General features: G+C 70.1%; 12 protein-coding genes. 6 read left to right on the top strand and 6 right to left on the bottom strand.

Translation table 11 applies throughout. The annotated features are described in order from the left end of the window. Positions 1–42: 42 nt before the first annotated feature. The 3 genes from ACFWBQ_RS27285 to ACFWBQ_RS27275 form a co-directional block, all read right to left on the bottom strand. Positions 43–1,572, bottom strand: coding sequence for a CHASE3 domain-containing protein (locus ACFWBQ_RS27285; RefSeq protein WP_385500207.1), 1,530 nt, complete (start codon positions 1,570–1,572; stop codon positions 43–45). 101 nt (positions 1,573–1,673) lie between these two features. Then, positions 1,674–2,915, bottom strand: a complete 1,242-nt coding sequence (locus tag ACFWBQ_RS27280; RefSeq protein WP_385500200.1) for a PP2C family protein-serine/threonine phosphatase — start codon at positions 2,913–2,915, stop codon at positions 1,674–1,676. Between the two features lie 129 nt (positions 2,916–3,044). After that, the gene (locus tag ACFWBQ_RS27275) at positions 3,045–3,941 is read right to left on the bottom strand and encodes an RNA polymerase sigma factor SigF (protein ID WP_385500101.1); all 897 of its coding nucleotides are present in this window, start codon (positions 3,939–3,941) and stop codon (positions 3,045–3,047) included. Between the two features lie 231 nt (positions 3,942–4,172). Between ACFWBQ_RS27275 and ACFWBQ_RS27270 the strand changes: the two genes are divergently transcribed. From ACFWBQ_RS27270 to ACFWBQ_RS27260, 3 genes are all read left to right on the top strand, one after another. Then, positions 4,173–5,630 (top strand): MFS transporter, encoded by a 1,458-nt coding sequence (locus tag ACFWBQ_RS27270; RefSeq protein ID WP_385500095.1) that lies wholly within the window; start codon positions 4,173–4,175, stop codon positions 5,628–5,630. A 198-nt stretch (positions 5,631–5,828) separates the two neighbouring features. Further along, complete coding sequence (locus tag ACFWBQ_RS27265; RefSeq protein WP_385500088.1) at positions 5,829–7,316, top strand: SDR family NAD(P)-dependent oxidoreductase; 1,488 nt, start codon at positions 5,829–5,831, stop codon at positions 7,314–7,316. A gap of 368 nt (positions 7,317–7,684) precedes the next feature. After that, the gene (locus tag ACFWBQ_RS27260; RefSeq protein ID WP_385500218.1) at positions 7,685–7,858 is read left to right on the top strand and encodes a hypothetical protein; all 174 of its coding nucleotides are present in this window, start codon (positions 7,685–7,687) and stop codon (positions 7,856–7,858) included. A gap of 73 nt (positions 7,859–7,931) precedes the next feature. On the opposite strand, the gene ACFWBQ_RS27255 is transcribed toward ACFWBQ_RS27260, so the two are convergent. The 3 genes from ACFWBQ_RS27255 to ACFWBQ_RS27245 are packed head-to-tail and all read right to left on the bottom strand — an operon-like array spanning position 7,932 to position 10,737. Next, a complete protein-coding gene (locus tag ACFWBQ_RS27255; RefSeq protein WP_385500077.1) occupies positions 7,932–9,368 on the bottom strand; it encodes a lipase maturation factor family protein in 1,437 nt (478 codons plus the stop codon). Between the two features lie 29 nt (positions 9,369–9,397). Beyond that, positions 9,398–9,907 (bottom strand): DUF1990 family protein, encoded by a 510-nt coding sequence (locus ACFWBQ_RS27250; protein ID WP_385500071.1) that lies wholly within the window; start codon positions 9,905–9,907, stop codon positions 9,398–9,400. Continuing rightward, entirely contained in the window at positions 9,904–10,737 is an 834-nt protein-coding gene (locus ACFWBQ_RS27245) for a YndJ family protein (RefSeq protein ID WP_385500062.1), read from the bottom strand. Before ACFWBQ_RS27245 ends, ACFWBQ_RS27250 begins: the two co-directional genes overlap by 4 nt. Positions 10,738–10,870: 133 nt before the next feature. Here ACFWBQ_RS27245 and ACFWBQ_RS27240 point away from each other — a divergent pair, with 133 nt between their 5' ends. The 3 genes from ACFWBQ_RS27240 to ACFWBQ_RS27230 all read left to right on the top strand — a co-directional run bounded on the left by ACFWBQ_RS27240 (position 10,871) and on the right by ACFWBQ_RS27230 (position 15,565). Beyond that, entirely contained in the window at positions 10,871–12,937 is a 2,067-nt protein-coding gene (locus tag ACFWBQ_RS27240; RefSeq protein ID WP_385500056.1) for a SpoIIE family protein phosphatase, read from the top strand. A 120-nt stretch (positions 12,938–13,057) separates the two neighbouring features. Beyond that, on the top strand, positions 13,058–14,419 hold the full coding sequence (locus tag ACFWBQ_RS27235) for a wax ester/triacylglycerol synthase family O-acyltransferase (protein ID WP_385500049.1): 1,362 nt from the start codon (positions 13,058–13,060) through the stop codon (positions 14,417–14,419). 162 nt (positions 14,420–14,581) lie between these two features. After that, positions 14,582–15,565, top strand: a complete 984-nt coding sequence (locus ACFWBQ_RS27230; RefSeq protein WP_385499996.1) for an aldo/keto reductase — start codon at positions 14,582–14,584, stop codon at positions 15,563–15,565.

Genomic DNA, 15,565 nt, shown 5'->3' with positions numbered 1-15,565 from the left:
TCCGTAGCTGAGCAGGACCTCGACCGGCGCTCCCCGGGGCGTTCACGGGGCGTCTCCCGAGTGCGGGGTGATCAGGGCGGGCGCGAGCAGTTCCGCCGTGGTGTGCGTGGGGGCCTCGGGAAGCACGGGCAGGGTGAAGTGCATGAGCGTGCCTTCGGCCGGGCCGGGGTCCAGCCAGATCCGGCCACCGTGGAAATCGATGATCTTGCGGCAGAGGGCGAGACCGATGCCCGTTCCCTCGTACGCGTCACGGGCGTGCAGACGCTGGAAGATGACGAACACCTTGTCCGAGAACTCGGGTGCGATCCCGACACCGTTGTCCGCGACCGTCAGATGCCAGTCCTCGCCCTCCCGCACACATCCGACGGTGATCCGGCACGGCACATCCGGACGGCGGAACTTGACCGCATTGCCGATGAGGTTCTGCCAGACCATGGTCAGCGACGTCGCGTCGCCGAGCAGTTCCGGCAGCCGGTCCTCGCGTACGAGGGTGGCGCCCGACTCCTCGACGGCCAGGGTGAGATTGGCGAGGGCCCGGTCCAGGGAGCGCTCGAGATCTACGGGCTTCCAGCTCTCGTGGACCCGTCCCACCCGGGAGAAGGTGAGCAGATCGTTGATGAGAACCTGCATCCGCCCGGCGCCGTCGACCGCGAAGTCGATGTACTGCTTGCCGCGTTCGTCCAGCTCCGCGCCGTACCGCTTCTCCAGCAGCTGGCAGAAGGAGGCCACCTTGCGCAACGGCTCCTGCAGGTCGTGCGAGGCGACGTAGGCGAACTGTTCCAGTTCGGAGTTGGACCGGCGCAGCTCCACCGTCTGTTCGGCCAGCAGGGTCTCCCGCTCCCGGGACTCGGCGAGCTCCGCCACGAGGCGGCGGCGCATGTCCTCCACCGCGGCCGCCACCGCCCGCACATCGGAGGGACCGCGGACCTTGATCCTCCCGGCGAACGCGCCCGACCGTACCTTGTCCGACGCCGCGGTCAACGCGTTCAGAGGCCGGCCCACCATCCGGTGCAGCAGCAGACTGAGCGACACGACGGCCAGTACGAAGCCGACAACCAGCGCGAAGAGCACCTGGTCGCGGGTGGTGCGCGCGCCACTCAGATCGGCACGGGCCTGATCACGTGCGGCGTCCAGGTGGGACTGCTGCACCGTGTACAGCCGTCGCAGCGTGTCGAACTCCGACTTGCTCCGGCGGACCGGATCCGAGGCCTCACGCGTGGGGACGGTCCTGCGGACGGCGGCGATCAGCGGTTCGGCCCGTTGCAGGCGCCACTGCCGGGAGGCCTTCTCGATCCGGTCCAGGTCCCTGGCGAACGGCTGTTCGTCCCCGACCAGCGCGCGCACCCGGTCCAGCCGGTTCCGCTCGGCCCGCATGCCCGCCTCGTAGGGCTCCAGGAACGAGGCGTCACCGGTGAGCGCGAAACCGCGCACACCGGTCTCCTGGTCGAGGAGGGAGTTCTGCAGCTGGAACGACGCGGAGCGGGCGGGCTGGATTCGGTCCACCAGGTCCGTGGTCCGGTCGGAGATACGGGAGAGGACGAGGCCGCCGACGACCAGACACCCGCAGACCATCAGCACGAAACCGGCCAGGATCAGATGGACCCAGTTCTGCACCGACAGCCGTGCGAACGGACCGGGCCGCTCGGTCGTCCCGGCCGCGGAGTCGTCCGTCGTCACGAGTCCGCTCGCCAGCCCAGGTGCAGAACGGCGACGTCGTCGGCCAGCCCTCCGTAGGGTGAGGCGCTTTCGGTGGTCTCGGCGACGAGGGCATCGACGAAGGCCCGGGGTGCCAGGGCCCCGTGCCGACGGGCCATGGCCAGCAGCCCTTCCTCGCCGAGCCGGGACTGTGGCCCGGTGCGTCCCTCGAACAGGCCGTCGGTGAACAGGACGAGTTCGCTGTCGGGGAAGAGGTCCAGCTCCGTGACGGTCCAGCGGCCGGCCCCGGGCAGCAGCCCCAATGCCATGCCGGGATCGGGTTCCACCCAGGTGACGTCCGTGCCGCGGCGCAGCAGCAGGCCGGGATGACCGGCCCGCGCGATCCGCACCCGGTCCTTGCCCGGCGGGAAGACAAGTGCGGTCACGGTGGCGAAGACATGGGCGTCGGACCGCTCGGCGACGAGTATCTGCTCCAGGAGGCTGATCTTCTCGAGCTGGGTGACCCCGGTCAGTACGGCGGTGCGCCAGGCCACCCGCAGGCAGACACCCAGCGCGGCCTCCGCGGCACCGTGCCCCGAGACATCGCCGATCACGGCGTGCACCGCACCGTCGGCGGTCTGCACCACGTCGTAGAAGTCGCCGCTCAGCAGCCCGTGGGCGCGCCCCGCCTCGTAGCGCGCGGCAACAGCGAAACTGTCGTCGAGCAGCAGCGGAATGGGCAGCAGCGCGCGCTCCAGCCGGGCGTTCTCCTTGGCTATCAGCTGACTCGTCCGCATCGCGGAAGCCGATCGCTCGGCCTGCTTGCGCTGGAGGGCGTAGCGGACCGCGCGGCCCAGCGCCTCGGGATCGATCCGGCCCTTGACGAGGTAGTCCTGGGCGCCGTGCGCCACCGCGGACAGCCCGGTCTCGGCCTCGGCCAGACCCGTCGTGACGACAATGGCCGCATCCGGGGCCGAATCGACGAGCTGTCTGACGGCATCGAGGCCCTGCACATCGGGCAGATGCAGATCCAGCAGGACACAGACGGGGGTGCGGCAGGACCGCAGGAAGAGTCGTGCCTCGGCCAGTGACTTGCACCAGGTGAGCGAGGAGCCCAGCTCGATGTCGGCCAGCAGCTCCTCGACGAGCAGAGCGTCCCCGGAGTCGTCCTCGACCAGGAGAATGGCCGCGCCGACGTCCCAGACGGACGCGGCGGCGGTGACGAAGCCCTGCTGCGCGGGGATCCCGGTGGGCTCCTTCGTACGCGCAGAGGTGTCCATCGGCAGCTCGGACACGCTCCACCCCCTCGAACGGACGGCGCAGGTCTCCCCGCGCCGCATCGCCTGGAAGCATATGTGACTGATGCCCGGCTGGTCAGCCGGGCATCAGTCAGCGCGTGTGCTTGTTCCTCAGGCCTCGATGCACATGCCCGTACGCAGTCGCTGCACGATCCTGCTGAGCAGCCGCGAGACGTGCATCTGGGAGACGCCCAGCTCCGCACCGATCTGCGACTGCGTCATTTCCTGGCCGAAGCGCATCCGGACGATCTTTCGCTCCCGCTCGTCCAGCTGCTCGAGCAGCGGGGCCAGCGTGTGCAGATTCTCGACACTCTCCATGGCCGGGTCGTCCTCGCCGAGGAGATCGGCGTACGAACGCTGGTCGTTGCCGGAGTCGCTGTCGGCACTCGGGGTGTCCAGCGAGCCGGCCGAGTAGCCGTTGGCAGCGACCAGCCCCTCGATGATCTCCTCCTCGGGGAGATCCAGATGAGCGGCGAGCTCCCGCACCGTGGGGTCGCGGTCGAGCTCGGCGGACATGTGCTCCTTGGCCTTGGCGAGGTCGACGCGCAGCTCCTGGAGCCGGCGCGGGACATGGACGGACCAGGTCGTGTCGCGGAAGAACCGCTTGATCTCACCGACGATGTACGGCACCGCGAACGTCGCGAACTCGACCTCACGCGACAGGTCGAACCGGTCGATCGCCTTGATCAGGCCGATCGTGCCCACCTGGATGATGTCCTCGGTGTCGTCACCACCCCGGTTGCGGAACCGCGAAGCTGCGAAGCGCACCAGCGAGAGATTCATCTCGATCAGCGTGTTGCGCGCGTACTGGTACTCGTGGGTGCCTTCCTCGAGGACCTGGAGCCGGTCGAAGAAGATCTTCGACATGGCCCGGGCGTCCTGAGGAGCGACCTTTCCCGTGTCCTCGATCCATGGGAGCGATGTCACGTCACCACCCGAAGCGGCCTCGTCGCCCTGCGCCGTGGCTGTGCCGACTGCTTCGGTGGTTCGCACTGACATGGCCGTCATGGTGTCGCCCTCCCCTGGATCCGATGTGGTGACGAGCGCATGCCCCGGTATCCGGAAGTGATGCCACCGAATCCGGTTTTTTTTGCCGCGACGGCGGGCGGAGATGATTGCCACCGTCGGATGTAACGATCTGTGTTGGTTCAGCGTGATTTCGCAGACGCGTTCTGAACCGATGTGTGAGCCGCGCCTCATTCCGGGCACCTGTGGTGTTCCGGAAACAGAGGAGGCGCCATGAGCGACACCGGCACGGCAGGCGGGGCGACCGTCACGACCAGGATCCCGGCCCGGCTGGACCGGCTGCCCTGGTCGCGCTGGCACTGGATGATCGTGATCGGACTGGGGACGGTCTGGATCCTCGACGGTCTCGAGGTCACGGTCGTCGGCAACATCGCCAGCCGGCTGTCCGAGGACGGCAGTGGACTGGCCATCACCGACGCCCAGGTCACCGGCATCGCAGCCGCGCTGTACGTGGCGGGCGCCTGTTCCGGTGCGCTGGTCTTCGGGTGGCTGACCGACCGCTTCGGGCGCAAGAAGCTCTTCCTGATCACTCTCGTCGTCTACCTGGCGGCCACCGCGCTCACGGCGATCTCCTTCTCGGCGTGGTGGTTCTTCCTCTTCCGCTTCCTGACCGGCTTCGGGATCGGCGGGGAGTACGCGGCGATCAACTCGGCCATCGACGAGCTGATCCCCAGCACGTACCGGGGGCGTGTCGACCTCATCATCAACGGCAGCTTCTGGCTCGGGGCCATGGCCGGCTCCCTGCTCTCCGTCCTCGCCCTGGACACCGGCATCTTCCCCAAGGACGTCGGTTGGCGGCTCACCTTCGCCCTGGGCGTGGTCCTCGGACTCGCCATCCTGGTGGTGCGCCGCCATGTACCGGAGAGCCCACGCTGGATGTTCATCCACGGACACGACGAAGCGGCCGAGCGGCTGGTCGAGGGGGTGGAGCAGGAGGTCGAGAAGGAGACCGGCCGCCCTCTGCCGCGCGCCGAACAGGCGATCACCGTGCGCCAGCGCAAGAGCGTCGGGTTCGGATTGATCGCCCGCACCGTCTTCCGCTCCTATCCCAAGCGGGCGGTTCTCGGGCTGGCGCTCTTCATCGGGCAGGCCTTCCTCTACAACGCCGTCACCTTCGGATTCGGCTCGATCCTGGTGAAGTTCTTCGATGTCCCCAGCGGGTCCACCGGCTACTACTTCGCCGTCATCGCGTTCTGCAACTTCCTGGGACCGCTCTTCCTCGGCCGGCTCTTCGACACGGTGGGGCGCAAGCCGATGATCGCGGGCACCTACATCCTCTCCGGGGTGCTGCTCTTCGCCACCGCCTGGCTCTTCGGCGCGGGCTCGCTGAACGCCGCCACCATGACCGGCTGCTGGTGCCTGGTCCTCTTCTTCGCCTCTGCGGGCGCCAGCTCCGCCTACCTGACCGTCAGCGAGATCTTCCCGATGGAGACGAGGGCCATGGCCATCGCCTTCTTCTACGCCGTGGGCACGGCGGCCGGCGGTATCACGGGGCCCTTGGTCTTCGCGGAGCTCACGTCCAGCGGCGTGGTCGGCGACACGGCCCTGGCCTTCTCCATCGGTGCCGGGCTGATGGTGGCCGCCGGCCTGGTCGCGCTCTTCCTCGCGGTCGCCGCCGAGCAGAAGTCCCTCGAGGACATCGCCACCCCCCTCTCGGTCGAGGAGAGGTAGAGAGCCGTAGGGGCGGCCGACCCGACGCCCTCCGTCGAGGTGAGGCAGGGCGGCCGACCCGAACGGAGCAATGCCCGACTCATGGCAGACTTGACCGGGGCATTCGGCCCGTGCGCGCCTGCCCTCGCCGGCCCCGGCCGGACCACTCCCCACCGAAGCCCGGCAGCGGCGCGAGTGACGAGCAACAGAGGAACGGCAATGACGGTGACACAGGACAGCCCGGAGCTCGCTCCCGGAATCGATGAGCTCGGTCCCGGAATCGACCCGGAGCGGCTGGCCGTCTGCCTGAGCGTGCTCGACGAGCTCGACACCATCGAGGTCGACCACCCGGACGCCATCGCCGTGCGCCGGGCCACCGCCGGGATCTACCGGACGGTGAAACAGCGCCGCCGCCAGGAGCGCCGCGCCGCCAAGACCGCGCACGACAAGGCCGTCACCGAGGCCACCGCGACCGGCTCCGCCGAGCGCATCGACGACGAGACGCAGGGTGTGCTCCCGTCGTCCTCGGCCACCGCCGAGATCGCGGGCATACTCCAGCGCCCCAGGTCCTGCTACATCTGCAAGACCCGGTACGTCGAGGTGGACGCCTTCTACCACCAGCTCTGCCCGCAGTGCGCCACGGAGAACCGGTCCAGGCGCGAGGCCCGCACCGACCTCACCGGGCGCCGTGCTCTGCTCACCGGCGGCCGGGCCAAGATCGGGATGTACATCGCGCTGCGGCTGCTGCGCGACGGCGCCCACACCACCATCACCACCCGCTTTCCCAACGACGCGATCCGCCGCTTCAAGGCGATGCCGGACAGCGACGAGTGGATCCACCGGCTGAAGATCATCGGGATCGACCTGCGCGACCCGGCGCAGGTCGTCGCCCTCGCCGACTCCGTCGCCGCCGAGGGCCCGCTGGACATCCTGATCAACAACGCGGCGCAGACGGTGCGCCGCTCCCCGCAGGCCTACGGCGAGCTGCTGGGTGCCGAGTCCGCCCCGCTGCCCGCGGGCGAGCTGCCGGCGGCGGAGGTCATCGGCACCTTCGGCAGCGGCACGGTCGACCGTGTCGCCGCGCTTCCCGCCGCCCGCACGGCGGGGGAGGGTCTGAGCGCTCAGGACGTCACCGACCTCGCCCTGGTCACCGGATCCGCCTCGCCTGCCCGCATCGCCGCAGGCACAGCGATCGACGCGGGCGGCCTCGTGCCCGACCTGCACGACACCAACAGCTGGATCCAGACGGTCGAGGAGGTCGAGCCGATCGAGCTGCTCGAGGTCCAGCTCTGCAACTCGACGGCGCCCTTCATCCTGATCAGCCGGCTCCGCCCGGCGATGGCCGCGGCGGCGAAGCGTGCCTATGTGGTGAACGTGTCCGCGATGGAGGGCGTTTTCAGCCGCGGATACAAGGGTGCGGGCCATCCGCACACCAACATGGCCAAGGCCGCGCTGAACATGCTCACCCGCACCAGCGCCCAGGAGATGTTCGAGAAGGACCGCATCCTCATGACGGCTGTCGACACGGGCTGGATCACCGACGAGCGTCCGCACCCCGACAAGATCCGCCTCGCCGAGGAGGGCTTCCACGCCCCGCTCGACCTCATCGACGGCGCCGCCCGGGTCTACGACCCGATCGTGCGCGGCGAAGAGGGCGAGGAGCTCTACGGCTGCTTCCTGAAGGACTACGCGCCGGCAGGCTGGTGAGCTCGGCAGGAACAGCGAAAAGGCGGCGGCCCGTGCCCACGGGTTGCCGCCGTTTTCGTCCCGGTGTGTGATTCCTGGGGAACAGGAGGTGAACGCCGTTGGCTGAAAGTGATCCAGACCACACGTTCTGTCGAGCGGGATCGCGCTCATTTGGTTACTGTTGAGCGAACGGACGCCACCAAGGGATCCACGAAACTTCCTCGGCCGTCCTGGGACAGGTTTGTAAGCAGACCGCCGTCCCGCCCCGTATACCGGCGCCACCGCGACCGAACTGTTTCTGCCCCTGCCCCGCAGAGGGCGGTCGATTCACGGTTCTCACGCCGCAGCGTCGCCACCGCCCGGGGTTACGCGACACAAAGGAGTCCGCGGTGACACCTGAAATGACGAAGAGCGAGCAGCGCCCCGCCGAACGGACCGGAGCACGGGCCCCCCGGCCCGAGAAGCTCCGCAACATCGAGGTCTGGGCAAGGTCGGCACCGATCCGGCTGGCCGGTTACGAGGACGATCTCGCCGAGCCGCACATCCTGCCCGGTATCGACTGACCGCTCGCAGCCCCACGTCGCACAGAGCCGAACTCCGGTCCCCGCACCTCAACCTGCGGGGACCGGAGCATTCTCATGTCCGGTCCCGGGGCCGCAGCGGTACGGGCCGGGCCACCGGCCGCATGAAGTCCCGTACGTAGGTCCGGTGCCACCAGCGTCCGGTGGCACGCAACTCCCGCCAGTCCGTGTACCGGTAGTGGAAGACCCGGGCGCGGACATGCGCGGGCGGGGCGTCGGGGAAGGGGTTGTGCCGCAGCAGCCGCAGGGTGTCGCCATCGCCCTGCAGCAGCCGTTCGACGAACGGTCCGAACCAGGACCGGGCGTACGCGGGGGAGAGCGCCGCGAACCACATCATCCAGTCGAGCCGCAGATGGTACGGGGCGAACTGGCGCGGCATCCTGTGCGGGTCGCCCGGCTTTCCGCGGAAGCCGTACTCGCGCCAGTGGGTGCCCTCGTGGATCACCGCCTCGTCGGTCCCCTCGACCACGACCTCCAGCCGCATCCTGCTGATGCTCCCGAACGCTCCGTAGGTATTCACCAGATGGAGCGGGTCGAAGGACCGGTTCATCACCTGACGGCGGGAGAGGAGATTGCGCGCCGGACGGTAACTGAGCACCAGGACGAGGACCGTCACCGCCATGACCACCACCTCGAACCAGAGCGGTGGCCCGGACTGTGCGGGCGGCGGGCCCGCGACCGGGGACCAGTCGATCGCGGCGAGGGCGAGGGTGATGGTCAGCCAGTTCAGCCAGGCGAAGTTCCCCGACAGCACCAGCCACAGCTGGGTGATCAGCATCAGGCCCGCGGCGATGCTCGCCACCGGTTGCGGGGTGAACAGCACAAAGGGCACCACGAGCTGGGTGACATGGTTGGCGGCCACCTCCACCCGGTGGGCGGGCTTCGGCAACCGGTGGAAGAACCAGCTCAGTGGCCCCGGCATCGGCTGCGTCTCATGGTGGAAATCCAGACAGGTCAGGCGTCGCCAGCACGCGTCACCCCGGATCTTGATGAGGCCGGCGCCGAACTCCACCCGGAAGAGCAGCCAGCGCAGCAGCCACAGCACCAGAACCGGGGCCGCGGTGTCCGCGTTGCCGAGGAATACGGCGAGGAAGCCCGTCTCCAGCAGGAGCGACTCCCAGCCGAAGCCGTACCAGACCTGCCCGACCTGGACGATCGACAGGTACAGCACCCATGGCACCGCCCACAGTGCCATGGCCGCCCACAGCGGAACGTACCCGTCCAGGCCCGCGAGAAGGGCGAGCGAGACCGCGCAGCCCGTCCAGGCGACGAGCGCGAAGAAGCGGTCGGAGTAGTGGAGACGGAACAGGCCGGGCGCGGCCCGCCAGGGAGTGCGCCGCAGCAGCTCGGGCACGGGAAGCATGCCTCGTGCGCCGATCAGCGCCCGGAACTGCAGCGCGGCGGTGACGAACGCGACGAGATAGACGACGGCGAGAGCCCGCTGGAAGATCAGCCTGCTCAGCCAGTAGCCATCTGCGGTGAACCACTCCATCGCTTCCAGTATCCGGTCCGCCCGGCCTTTTACGCCGCCGACACGGTCCGGCGCAGCACGGAACCCAGTCTCCGTGCGTACCACCGCTGGGCCAACGGCACGAGAGGGCCGGCGAGCCGGGCGTACCAGGTGGCCGGCCGGGAGAACGCCGTGACGGTGAACCACACCGTCCCGTCGTCCGCCAACTCCACCAGGAAGCTCTCTTCGCCGCACTCCGGATGCCGGTCCCGGGTCCCGTAGGCGAAGCCGGTGCGGTCGCTTTCGTACGCGGTCCAGACGACCTCGCAGGGGGCGGTGACGCGGAGGCGGCCGAGGCCTGCCGACACCTGGACGGTGACTCCGGCCGCCGCCCGTGCGGCCGACGCGTTCACCCGGGCTCCGGCCGCGCGGTGCATGCGCCACTGGGTGACGGCGGCACCTGCGGCCTCGAAGTGTGCCCGGCCCCGGCCCACGGCGGTCCGGTGGTGCAGATGGTGGTAGCCCTGCGGGAGCGGCCCCAGGCGGGTGGCTCCGACCTCTGGGTACGTCAATGTGGTCATGCGGTCCTGCCTTCCGGGTGGGTGCGGTCCTGGATGCGGTGCCAGGCGAGCAGCGAGCAGAGTGCGAAACCCAGTGCGTTGCCCAGTCCATGGGTGGCGGCCATCCAGGTGAGGGTGGGGTGGGGCAGGCCTGTGGCCTCGCCGAGTGCCCAGCTCAGCGCGAGCACCATGGTCGCCACGAGCACGGCGGCCGACGTGGCGAGAAGGACACGGGTCGCGCGGTCCCGGCCGCCGCGAGCGGTGCGCCACGTCAGATGGGCGACCGTCCACATCCCGGCGGTCAGCACCACGGCCCCGGCCAGCTCGGCCCAGTCGCCGACGAAGTAGCCGACGAGGACGAGCAGGGTGCCCAGGGGCACACTCAGCGCGGCGAAGCTGCCCGCCGGTCCGTCACCGCTCCCGCAGACGAGACCCGCGACCAGGGCTGCGGCGAAACCGGCGAAGTGGAAGTGCGGCACGGTCAGGGCCAGGATGCCGAGCCCGAAGCCGAACAGTTCGTGGCCCGCGCGCTCGGCGACCAGGGCAAGCGCGGCGATCGAGGGGGTGACCAGTGCGGTGAGCAGGGCGATATCCGCGGGGCGGATCCTGCGGGTGCGGGCCAGGCGCGACGGGGCGTGCGCCACCAGAAGCAGCGCCCCCAGGGCGTAACAGCAGGCGAGTGCGGTGGCGGTGGCTCCGCGCGGCAGCCACAGGGCCACGGCGCCGGGCACCGCGAAGAGCGGCCACCGACGCCGTATCCGGTCGAATGCCGGGTCGCCGACGAGCCTCAGTCCCGCCGGCACGATCACCAGCATTCCCAGCATCACGATCAGACCGACCAGCACGGACATCGAGCCACCCCCGACTTCACACGACGTTGAACGTGTTCAATTGCTGTCGTGCCGAGAGTAGGCCCTTTCTTGAACGCGTTCAAGGTGGACGGTTCGGTCGAGGAATCGGACAAATAATGGCAGAGTGGCGCACATGGATGATCGGGTAGCGGGTGCCCTGTCACTCCCGGACGACTGGCCCGCCCACCCGGACCTCAGCCTCGCCCTGAACCGAATGGGCAGCTTCGACTGGGATCTGGACAGTGGACTCATGCACATGGACCAGCCCGCGCTCGACGTGTTCGACCTGCGCCCCGACGAGTACGACAACGACCCCGCGTCCCTCGCCCCGCGGGTGCCCACCGACGAGGCGATCAGGCTCGACGGCATGGTCTCGACGGCACTCAAGAGCGGCCGCAGCAGCTACGGTGCGTACTTCCGCAGGACGCAGCGCGACGGCTCCCTGCGCTGGACCCACACCCAGGGCTTCATCCGCCGGGACGGCACCGGCAGGCCGCGACGCATCATCGGCATCGTGCGCGACGCCACTCAGGAGCTGGCCGATTCCACGGCCCGCCGGGAGGTGGACGAGGCGCGGCGGCGCCGGACCAGCCTGGTGGAGGGAACGACGGCCGCGCTGGCCCACGCCCGGACCGTCAAGGACGTCACCGACGTCCTGAAGAACTCCCAGGGGCTGGCCAACCTCGGTGCCACCAGCCTGGTCATGGGTCTGCTGGAGTCCGGGCGCATCCACCTCGTGGCGGACGGGCCCGAGGGGGCCTATGTGCCGGGGACCCGCTACACCCGGACGGACGAGCCCTACCCGATGAGCGAGGTGATCCGCACACTCGCGCCCCGCTTCATCGAGTCCGCGGAGGACTTCGCGACCTCGTACCCGATCCTCTGGCCCCACATCAGCCACCTCGGCATCACCGCCGCCGCCTATCTGCCGCTCATCGCCCAGGCCCGCCCGATCGGCGCACTCGGACTCCTCTACGGCAACAAGGCGGGCTTCACCGCCGACGAGCGGAACCTGCTGGTGGCGCTCGGCAGCTCGATCGCCCAGAGCCTCCAGCGGGCCATGCTCTACGAGCAGGAACACGATCTCGCCGAGGGCCTCCAGCAGGCGATGCTGCCGCGCCGGATCCCCGAAGTTCCCGGAGCGCAGGTTGCCGTCCGCTACCGCTCCGCGCGGCTCGGCCGGGACATCGGCGGCGACTGGTACGACATCATCGCCCTGCCCGGCGGCCGGGTCGGCGCCGTCATCGGAGACGTACAGGGACATGACACGCACGCGGCCGCTGTCATGGGGCAGCTCCGGATCGTGCTGCGCGCCTACGCCGCCGAGGGGCACAGCCCCGCCACGGTGATGGCGCGGGCGTCCGTCTTCCTCCATGAGCTCGACACGGACCGCTTCGCGACCTGTACCTACGCCGAGGTCGACCTGACCACCGGGGTGGTGCAGCTGGTCCGGGCGGGCCATGTCGACCCGCTCGTGCGCGACGTCGACGGCAGCTGCCGCAGGCTGCCCGCGGAGGGCGGCCTGCCGCTGGGGCTCTCGGCGGAGTTCGGCCGCCTCGAATACCCGGTCAGCACCCTCGAGCTCGACCCGGGCCAGACGCTGCTGCTGTACACCGACGGCCTGGTCGAGCTGCCCGGGGCCGATCTCGACGAGGGCATGCAGCTGCTGACCTCCACGGTGCACAACGGTCCGCAGGACATCCAGCAGCTGGCCGACCGGCTCTGCGATGTCGTGGACGAACGCGGTGGCGAGGACGATGTGGCGATGCTGCTGCTGCGCCGCAGGGCCGCCCACGCGCCCCACCCGGGCGGCAGGCTCCAGCAGCACGTCGCGCAGAACGACCCGGAAGCGCTGAGCTCGTCCCGCCACATGATCCGGGCGGCGGTGCGCGCATGGGGTGCGAAGGACCGCGCGGACGAGGTCGAGCTGGCCGCCGACGAGCTGATGACCAACGCGCTGATGCACACCGACGGCGGCGCGATCGTCACCATCCGGGTGCTCACCGGCCCCGAACGGCGGCTCCGGGTCGATGTGGAGGACCGTTCCAGCGCACTGCCGCGGCGCAGGGACGCGGGGGAGTCCGGAGTCTCGGGCCGCGGGCTGATGCTCGTCGACCGGCTGTCCGACGTGTGGGGTGTGGAGTCCCGAGGCAACGGCAAATGCGTGTGGTGCGAGTTCGTCATCCCGGAGCGCCTGTAGCGGGCGTGCCGTAGCGACGCGAGGATGTAACAGTACGTAATACGTCCGTGCTTGACCGTAACCGATCACCAGCGATTGACTGCGATCCTGCAGTTCTGCTGTCGATGACACGAGGCCCCGTTGACTACCGAGCTACTTGCACCGCTTGATCTGGCTTTCTGGCACCTCGAATCCGATGCCCACCCGATGCACCTCGGCGCGCTCGCCGTCTTCTCCCCGGCGCCCGGAGTGACCCCGCAGGACCTGCTCGCTCTGCTCGGGGAACGCGCTGCCGCGATTCCCCGGCTCCGTATGAGGGTGCGGGACGTCCTGCTGCCCGTGGGCGGGGCTGCCTGGTTCACCGACAAGGACTTCGACGTGCACCGTCACGTCAGGCGGGTGGTTCTCGGGGAAGGCGACTTCATGGCGGAGGCGACCCGGCTGGCCGGCGAGCTCATGGAGCAGCCGCTCGGACGGGGCCTGCCGCCCTGGCAGATGTACCTTCTGTGCGGTGCGGGGGGCGGCCCGTTCGCCGTGCTGGTGAAGCTGCACCACGCGCTCGCCGACGGGATGCGGGCCGTCGCCATCGGCGCCGGGATCTTCGATCAGATCGCCGCCGCCGGAACGGGACGGGGCGCGGCGCGCCGCCGGACGCCCGTACCCCCGCGCTCCTGGCTGCCCGGCCCGCACAAGGTGGCGGGCGCGGCGCTGGACCGGATCGGGGATGTCGGCCGGGCGCTGGGGGTCGGCGCCTCGGTCGTACGGGCCAGCCGCCTCGATCTGCGCGGCTCGACAGCCCTGACCGCGAGCTCCAGCGGCACCCGCCGCCTGGCCACCGCCGAACTCGACGCCGAGGCGGTCCAGCGGATCCGCCGCGCCGAGGGCGGCACGGCCAACGACGTCCTGCTCGCCGTGGTCGCCGGGGCGCTGCGCCGCTGGATGCTCGAACGCGGCGAGCAGCTCCCCGTCGCCGACCCGCGCGCGCTGGTCCCCGTCTCCCGGCGCCGGCCGGTCGGTGCGGCCACCGGCAACCGGCTCTCCGCCTACCTCCTCGATCTCCCGGTCGGCGAATCGCAGGGCCTCGAGCGGCTGCGTCTGGTCCGTAGCGGGATGGACCGCAACAAGGCCGCGGGCCCGATGCGCGGGGCGGGTGCGGTGGCCGTGCTCGCCGATCAGCTGCCCGCCCTGGCCCACCGGTTCGGTGCTCCGCTGGCCGGGAACGCGGCACGCATGCTCTTCGACGTCCTGGTCACCAGTGTGCCCCTCCCTCGCTCGGCGCTCTCGCTCGGCGGCTGCCCGCTGAGCGCCGTCTACCCGATGGCCCCCCTGGCCCGCGGGCAGTCACTCGCCGTCGCCCTGTCCACGTACGGCGGGCGGGTGCAGGTCGGACTGGTGGCCGACGGCAAGGCACTGCCCGACCTCGACCGGCTGGCGGTCGCCGTCCAGGACGAGCTGGCTGCGCTGCAGTCACAGGTCGTGCCCGTCGTGCCTGCCCCGTCCTAGAGTGGATGCGTGGGGGTCTCTGTCCTGCGCGCCCTTGATAGATCGGACAGCTTGAGGGGAATGTGCCGCATCCGAGCCGTCGTAGGTGTTGACGCGTCCAAGTGATCCGATGAATATACGCAGTGCAGTGCACCGGCGATCATCGGCAAGGGCGGCAGAGGCATGCGGCGCATCAGGCTCGGACGCAGCGCGGTCGAGATCACCGAACTGTCCTTCGGAGCAGCGGCCATCGGCAATCTCTTCACCGAGGTCGATCCCGCACAGGCTGCCGCAGCCGTCGACGCCGCCTGGGACGAGGGTGTCCGGTACTTCGACACCGCGCCGCACTACGGCCTCGGACTCTCCGAACGCCGGCTCGGCGAGTCCCTGCGCGCGCGGCCCCGCGACGCGTACGCGGTCTCCACCAAGGCAGGCCGGCTGCTCGACCCGCTGCCCGCCGTCGGGGCGGGGACCGCCGACGGGCTGTCCGACGGGTTCGCCGTGCCGCACACCCACCGTCGCCGCTGGGACTTCAGCGCCGACGGCATCCGCCGGAGCATCGAGGACAGCCTCGAACGGCTCGGCCTCGACCGTATCGACATCGTCTACCTGCACGACCCCGACGACCACGAGGAGGCGGCGTTCCGCGAGGGGTACCCGGCGCTGGAGAAGCTGCGGTCGGAGGGAATGGTCGGCGCCATCGGCGCCGGCATGAACCAGACCGCCATGCTCACCCGCTTTCTGCGCGATACCGATGTCGACGCCGTGCTCTGCGCGGGCCGGTTCACACTCCTCGACCAGAGCGCCCTCGCCGAACTGCTGCCGGAGGCAGCCGCCAGGGGCCGCAGTGTCGTCGTCGGCGGCGTGTTCAACTCCGGCCTCCTCGCCGACCCGCGGCCGGGCGCGACGTTCGACTACACCGAAGCCCCCGCGTCGCTCCTCGACCGGGCCCTGCGCATGAAGGCCGTCGCCGGGCAACACGGTGTTCCGCTGCGTGCCGCTGCCCTGCGCTATCCGCTGAGCCACCCGGCCGTCGCGGGAGTACTCGTCGGAGCCCGGTCCCCGGACGAGGTACGGGACGCCGCCGCGCTGTTCCGTACTCCGATCCCCGAGGCACTCTGGGACGATCTGCGCGCCGAAGGACTGCTGGGTGAGGGTGGGAGGTGA

It is taken from the genome of Streptomyces sp. NPDC060035, from assembly GCF_042736635.1.
GTDB lineage: Bacteria > Actinomycetota > Actinomycetes > Streptomycetales > Streptomycetaceae > Streptomyces.
This window is presented reverse-complemented; position numbering and strand designations above follow the sequence as displayed.

What these genes read in the sequence shown, in the direction of transcription:
- ACFWBQ_RS27275 (WP_385500101.1), bottom strand. Translation starts at nt 3,941, where the DNA reads ATGACGGCCATGTCAGTGCGAACCACCGAAGCAGTCGGCACAGCCACG.
- ACFWBQ_RS27250 (WP_385500071.1), bottom strand. Translation starts at nt 9,907, where the DNA reads ATGACCACATTGACGTACCCAGAGGTCGGAGCCACCCGCCTGGGGCCG.
- ACFWBQ_RS27285 (WP_385500207.1), bottom strand. Translation starts at nt 1,572, where the DNA reads ATGGTCTGCGGGTGTCTGGTCGTCGGCGGCCTCGTCCTCTCCCGTATC.
- ACFWBQ_RS27265 (WP_385500088.1), top strand. Translation starts at nt 5,829, where the DNA reads ATGACGGTGACACAGGACAGCCCGGAGCTCGCTCCCGGAATCGATGAG.
- ACFWBQ_RS27280 (WP_385500200.1), bottom strand. Translation starts at nt 2,915, where the DNA reads ATGGACACCTCTGCGCGTACGAAGGAGCCCACCGGGATCCCCGCGCAG.
- ACFWBQ_RS27230 (WP_385499996.1), top strand. Translation starts at nt 14,582, where the DNA reads ATGCGGCGCATCAGGCTCGGACGCAGCGCGGTCGAGATCACCGAACTG.
- ACFWBQ_RS27245 (WP_385500062.1), bottom strand. Translation starts at nt 10,737, where the DNA reads ATGTCCGTGCTGGTCGGTCTGATCGTGATGCTGGGAATGCTGGTGATC.
- ACFWBQ_RS27270 (WP_385500095.1), top strand. Translation starts at nt 4,173, where the DNA reads ATGAGCGACACCGGCACGGCAGGCGGGGCGACCGTCACGACCAGGATC.
- ACFWBQ_RS27240 (WP_385500056.1), top strand. Translation starts at nt 10,871, where the DNA reads ATGGATGATCGGGTAGCGGGTGCCCTGTCACTCCCGGACGACTGGCCC.
- ACFWBQ_RS27255 (WP_385500077.1), bottom strand. Translation starts at nt 9,368, where the DNA reads ATGGAGTGGTTCACCGCAGATGGCTACTGGCTGAGCAGGCTGATCTTC.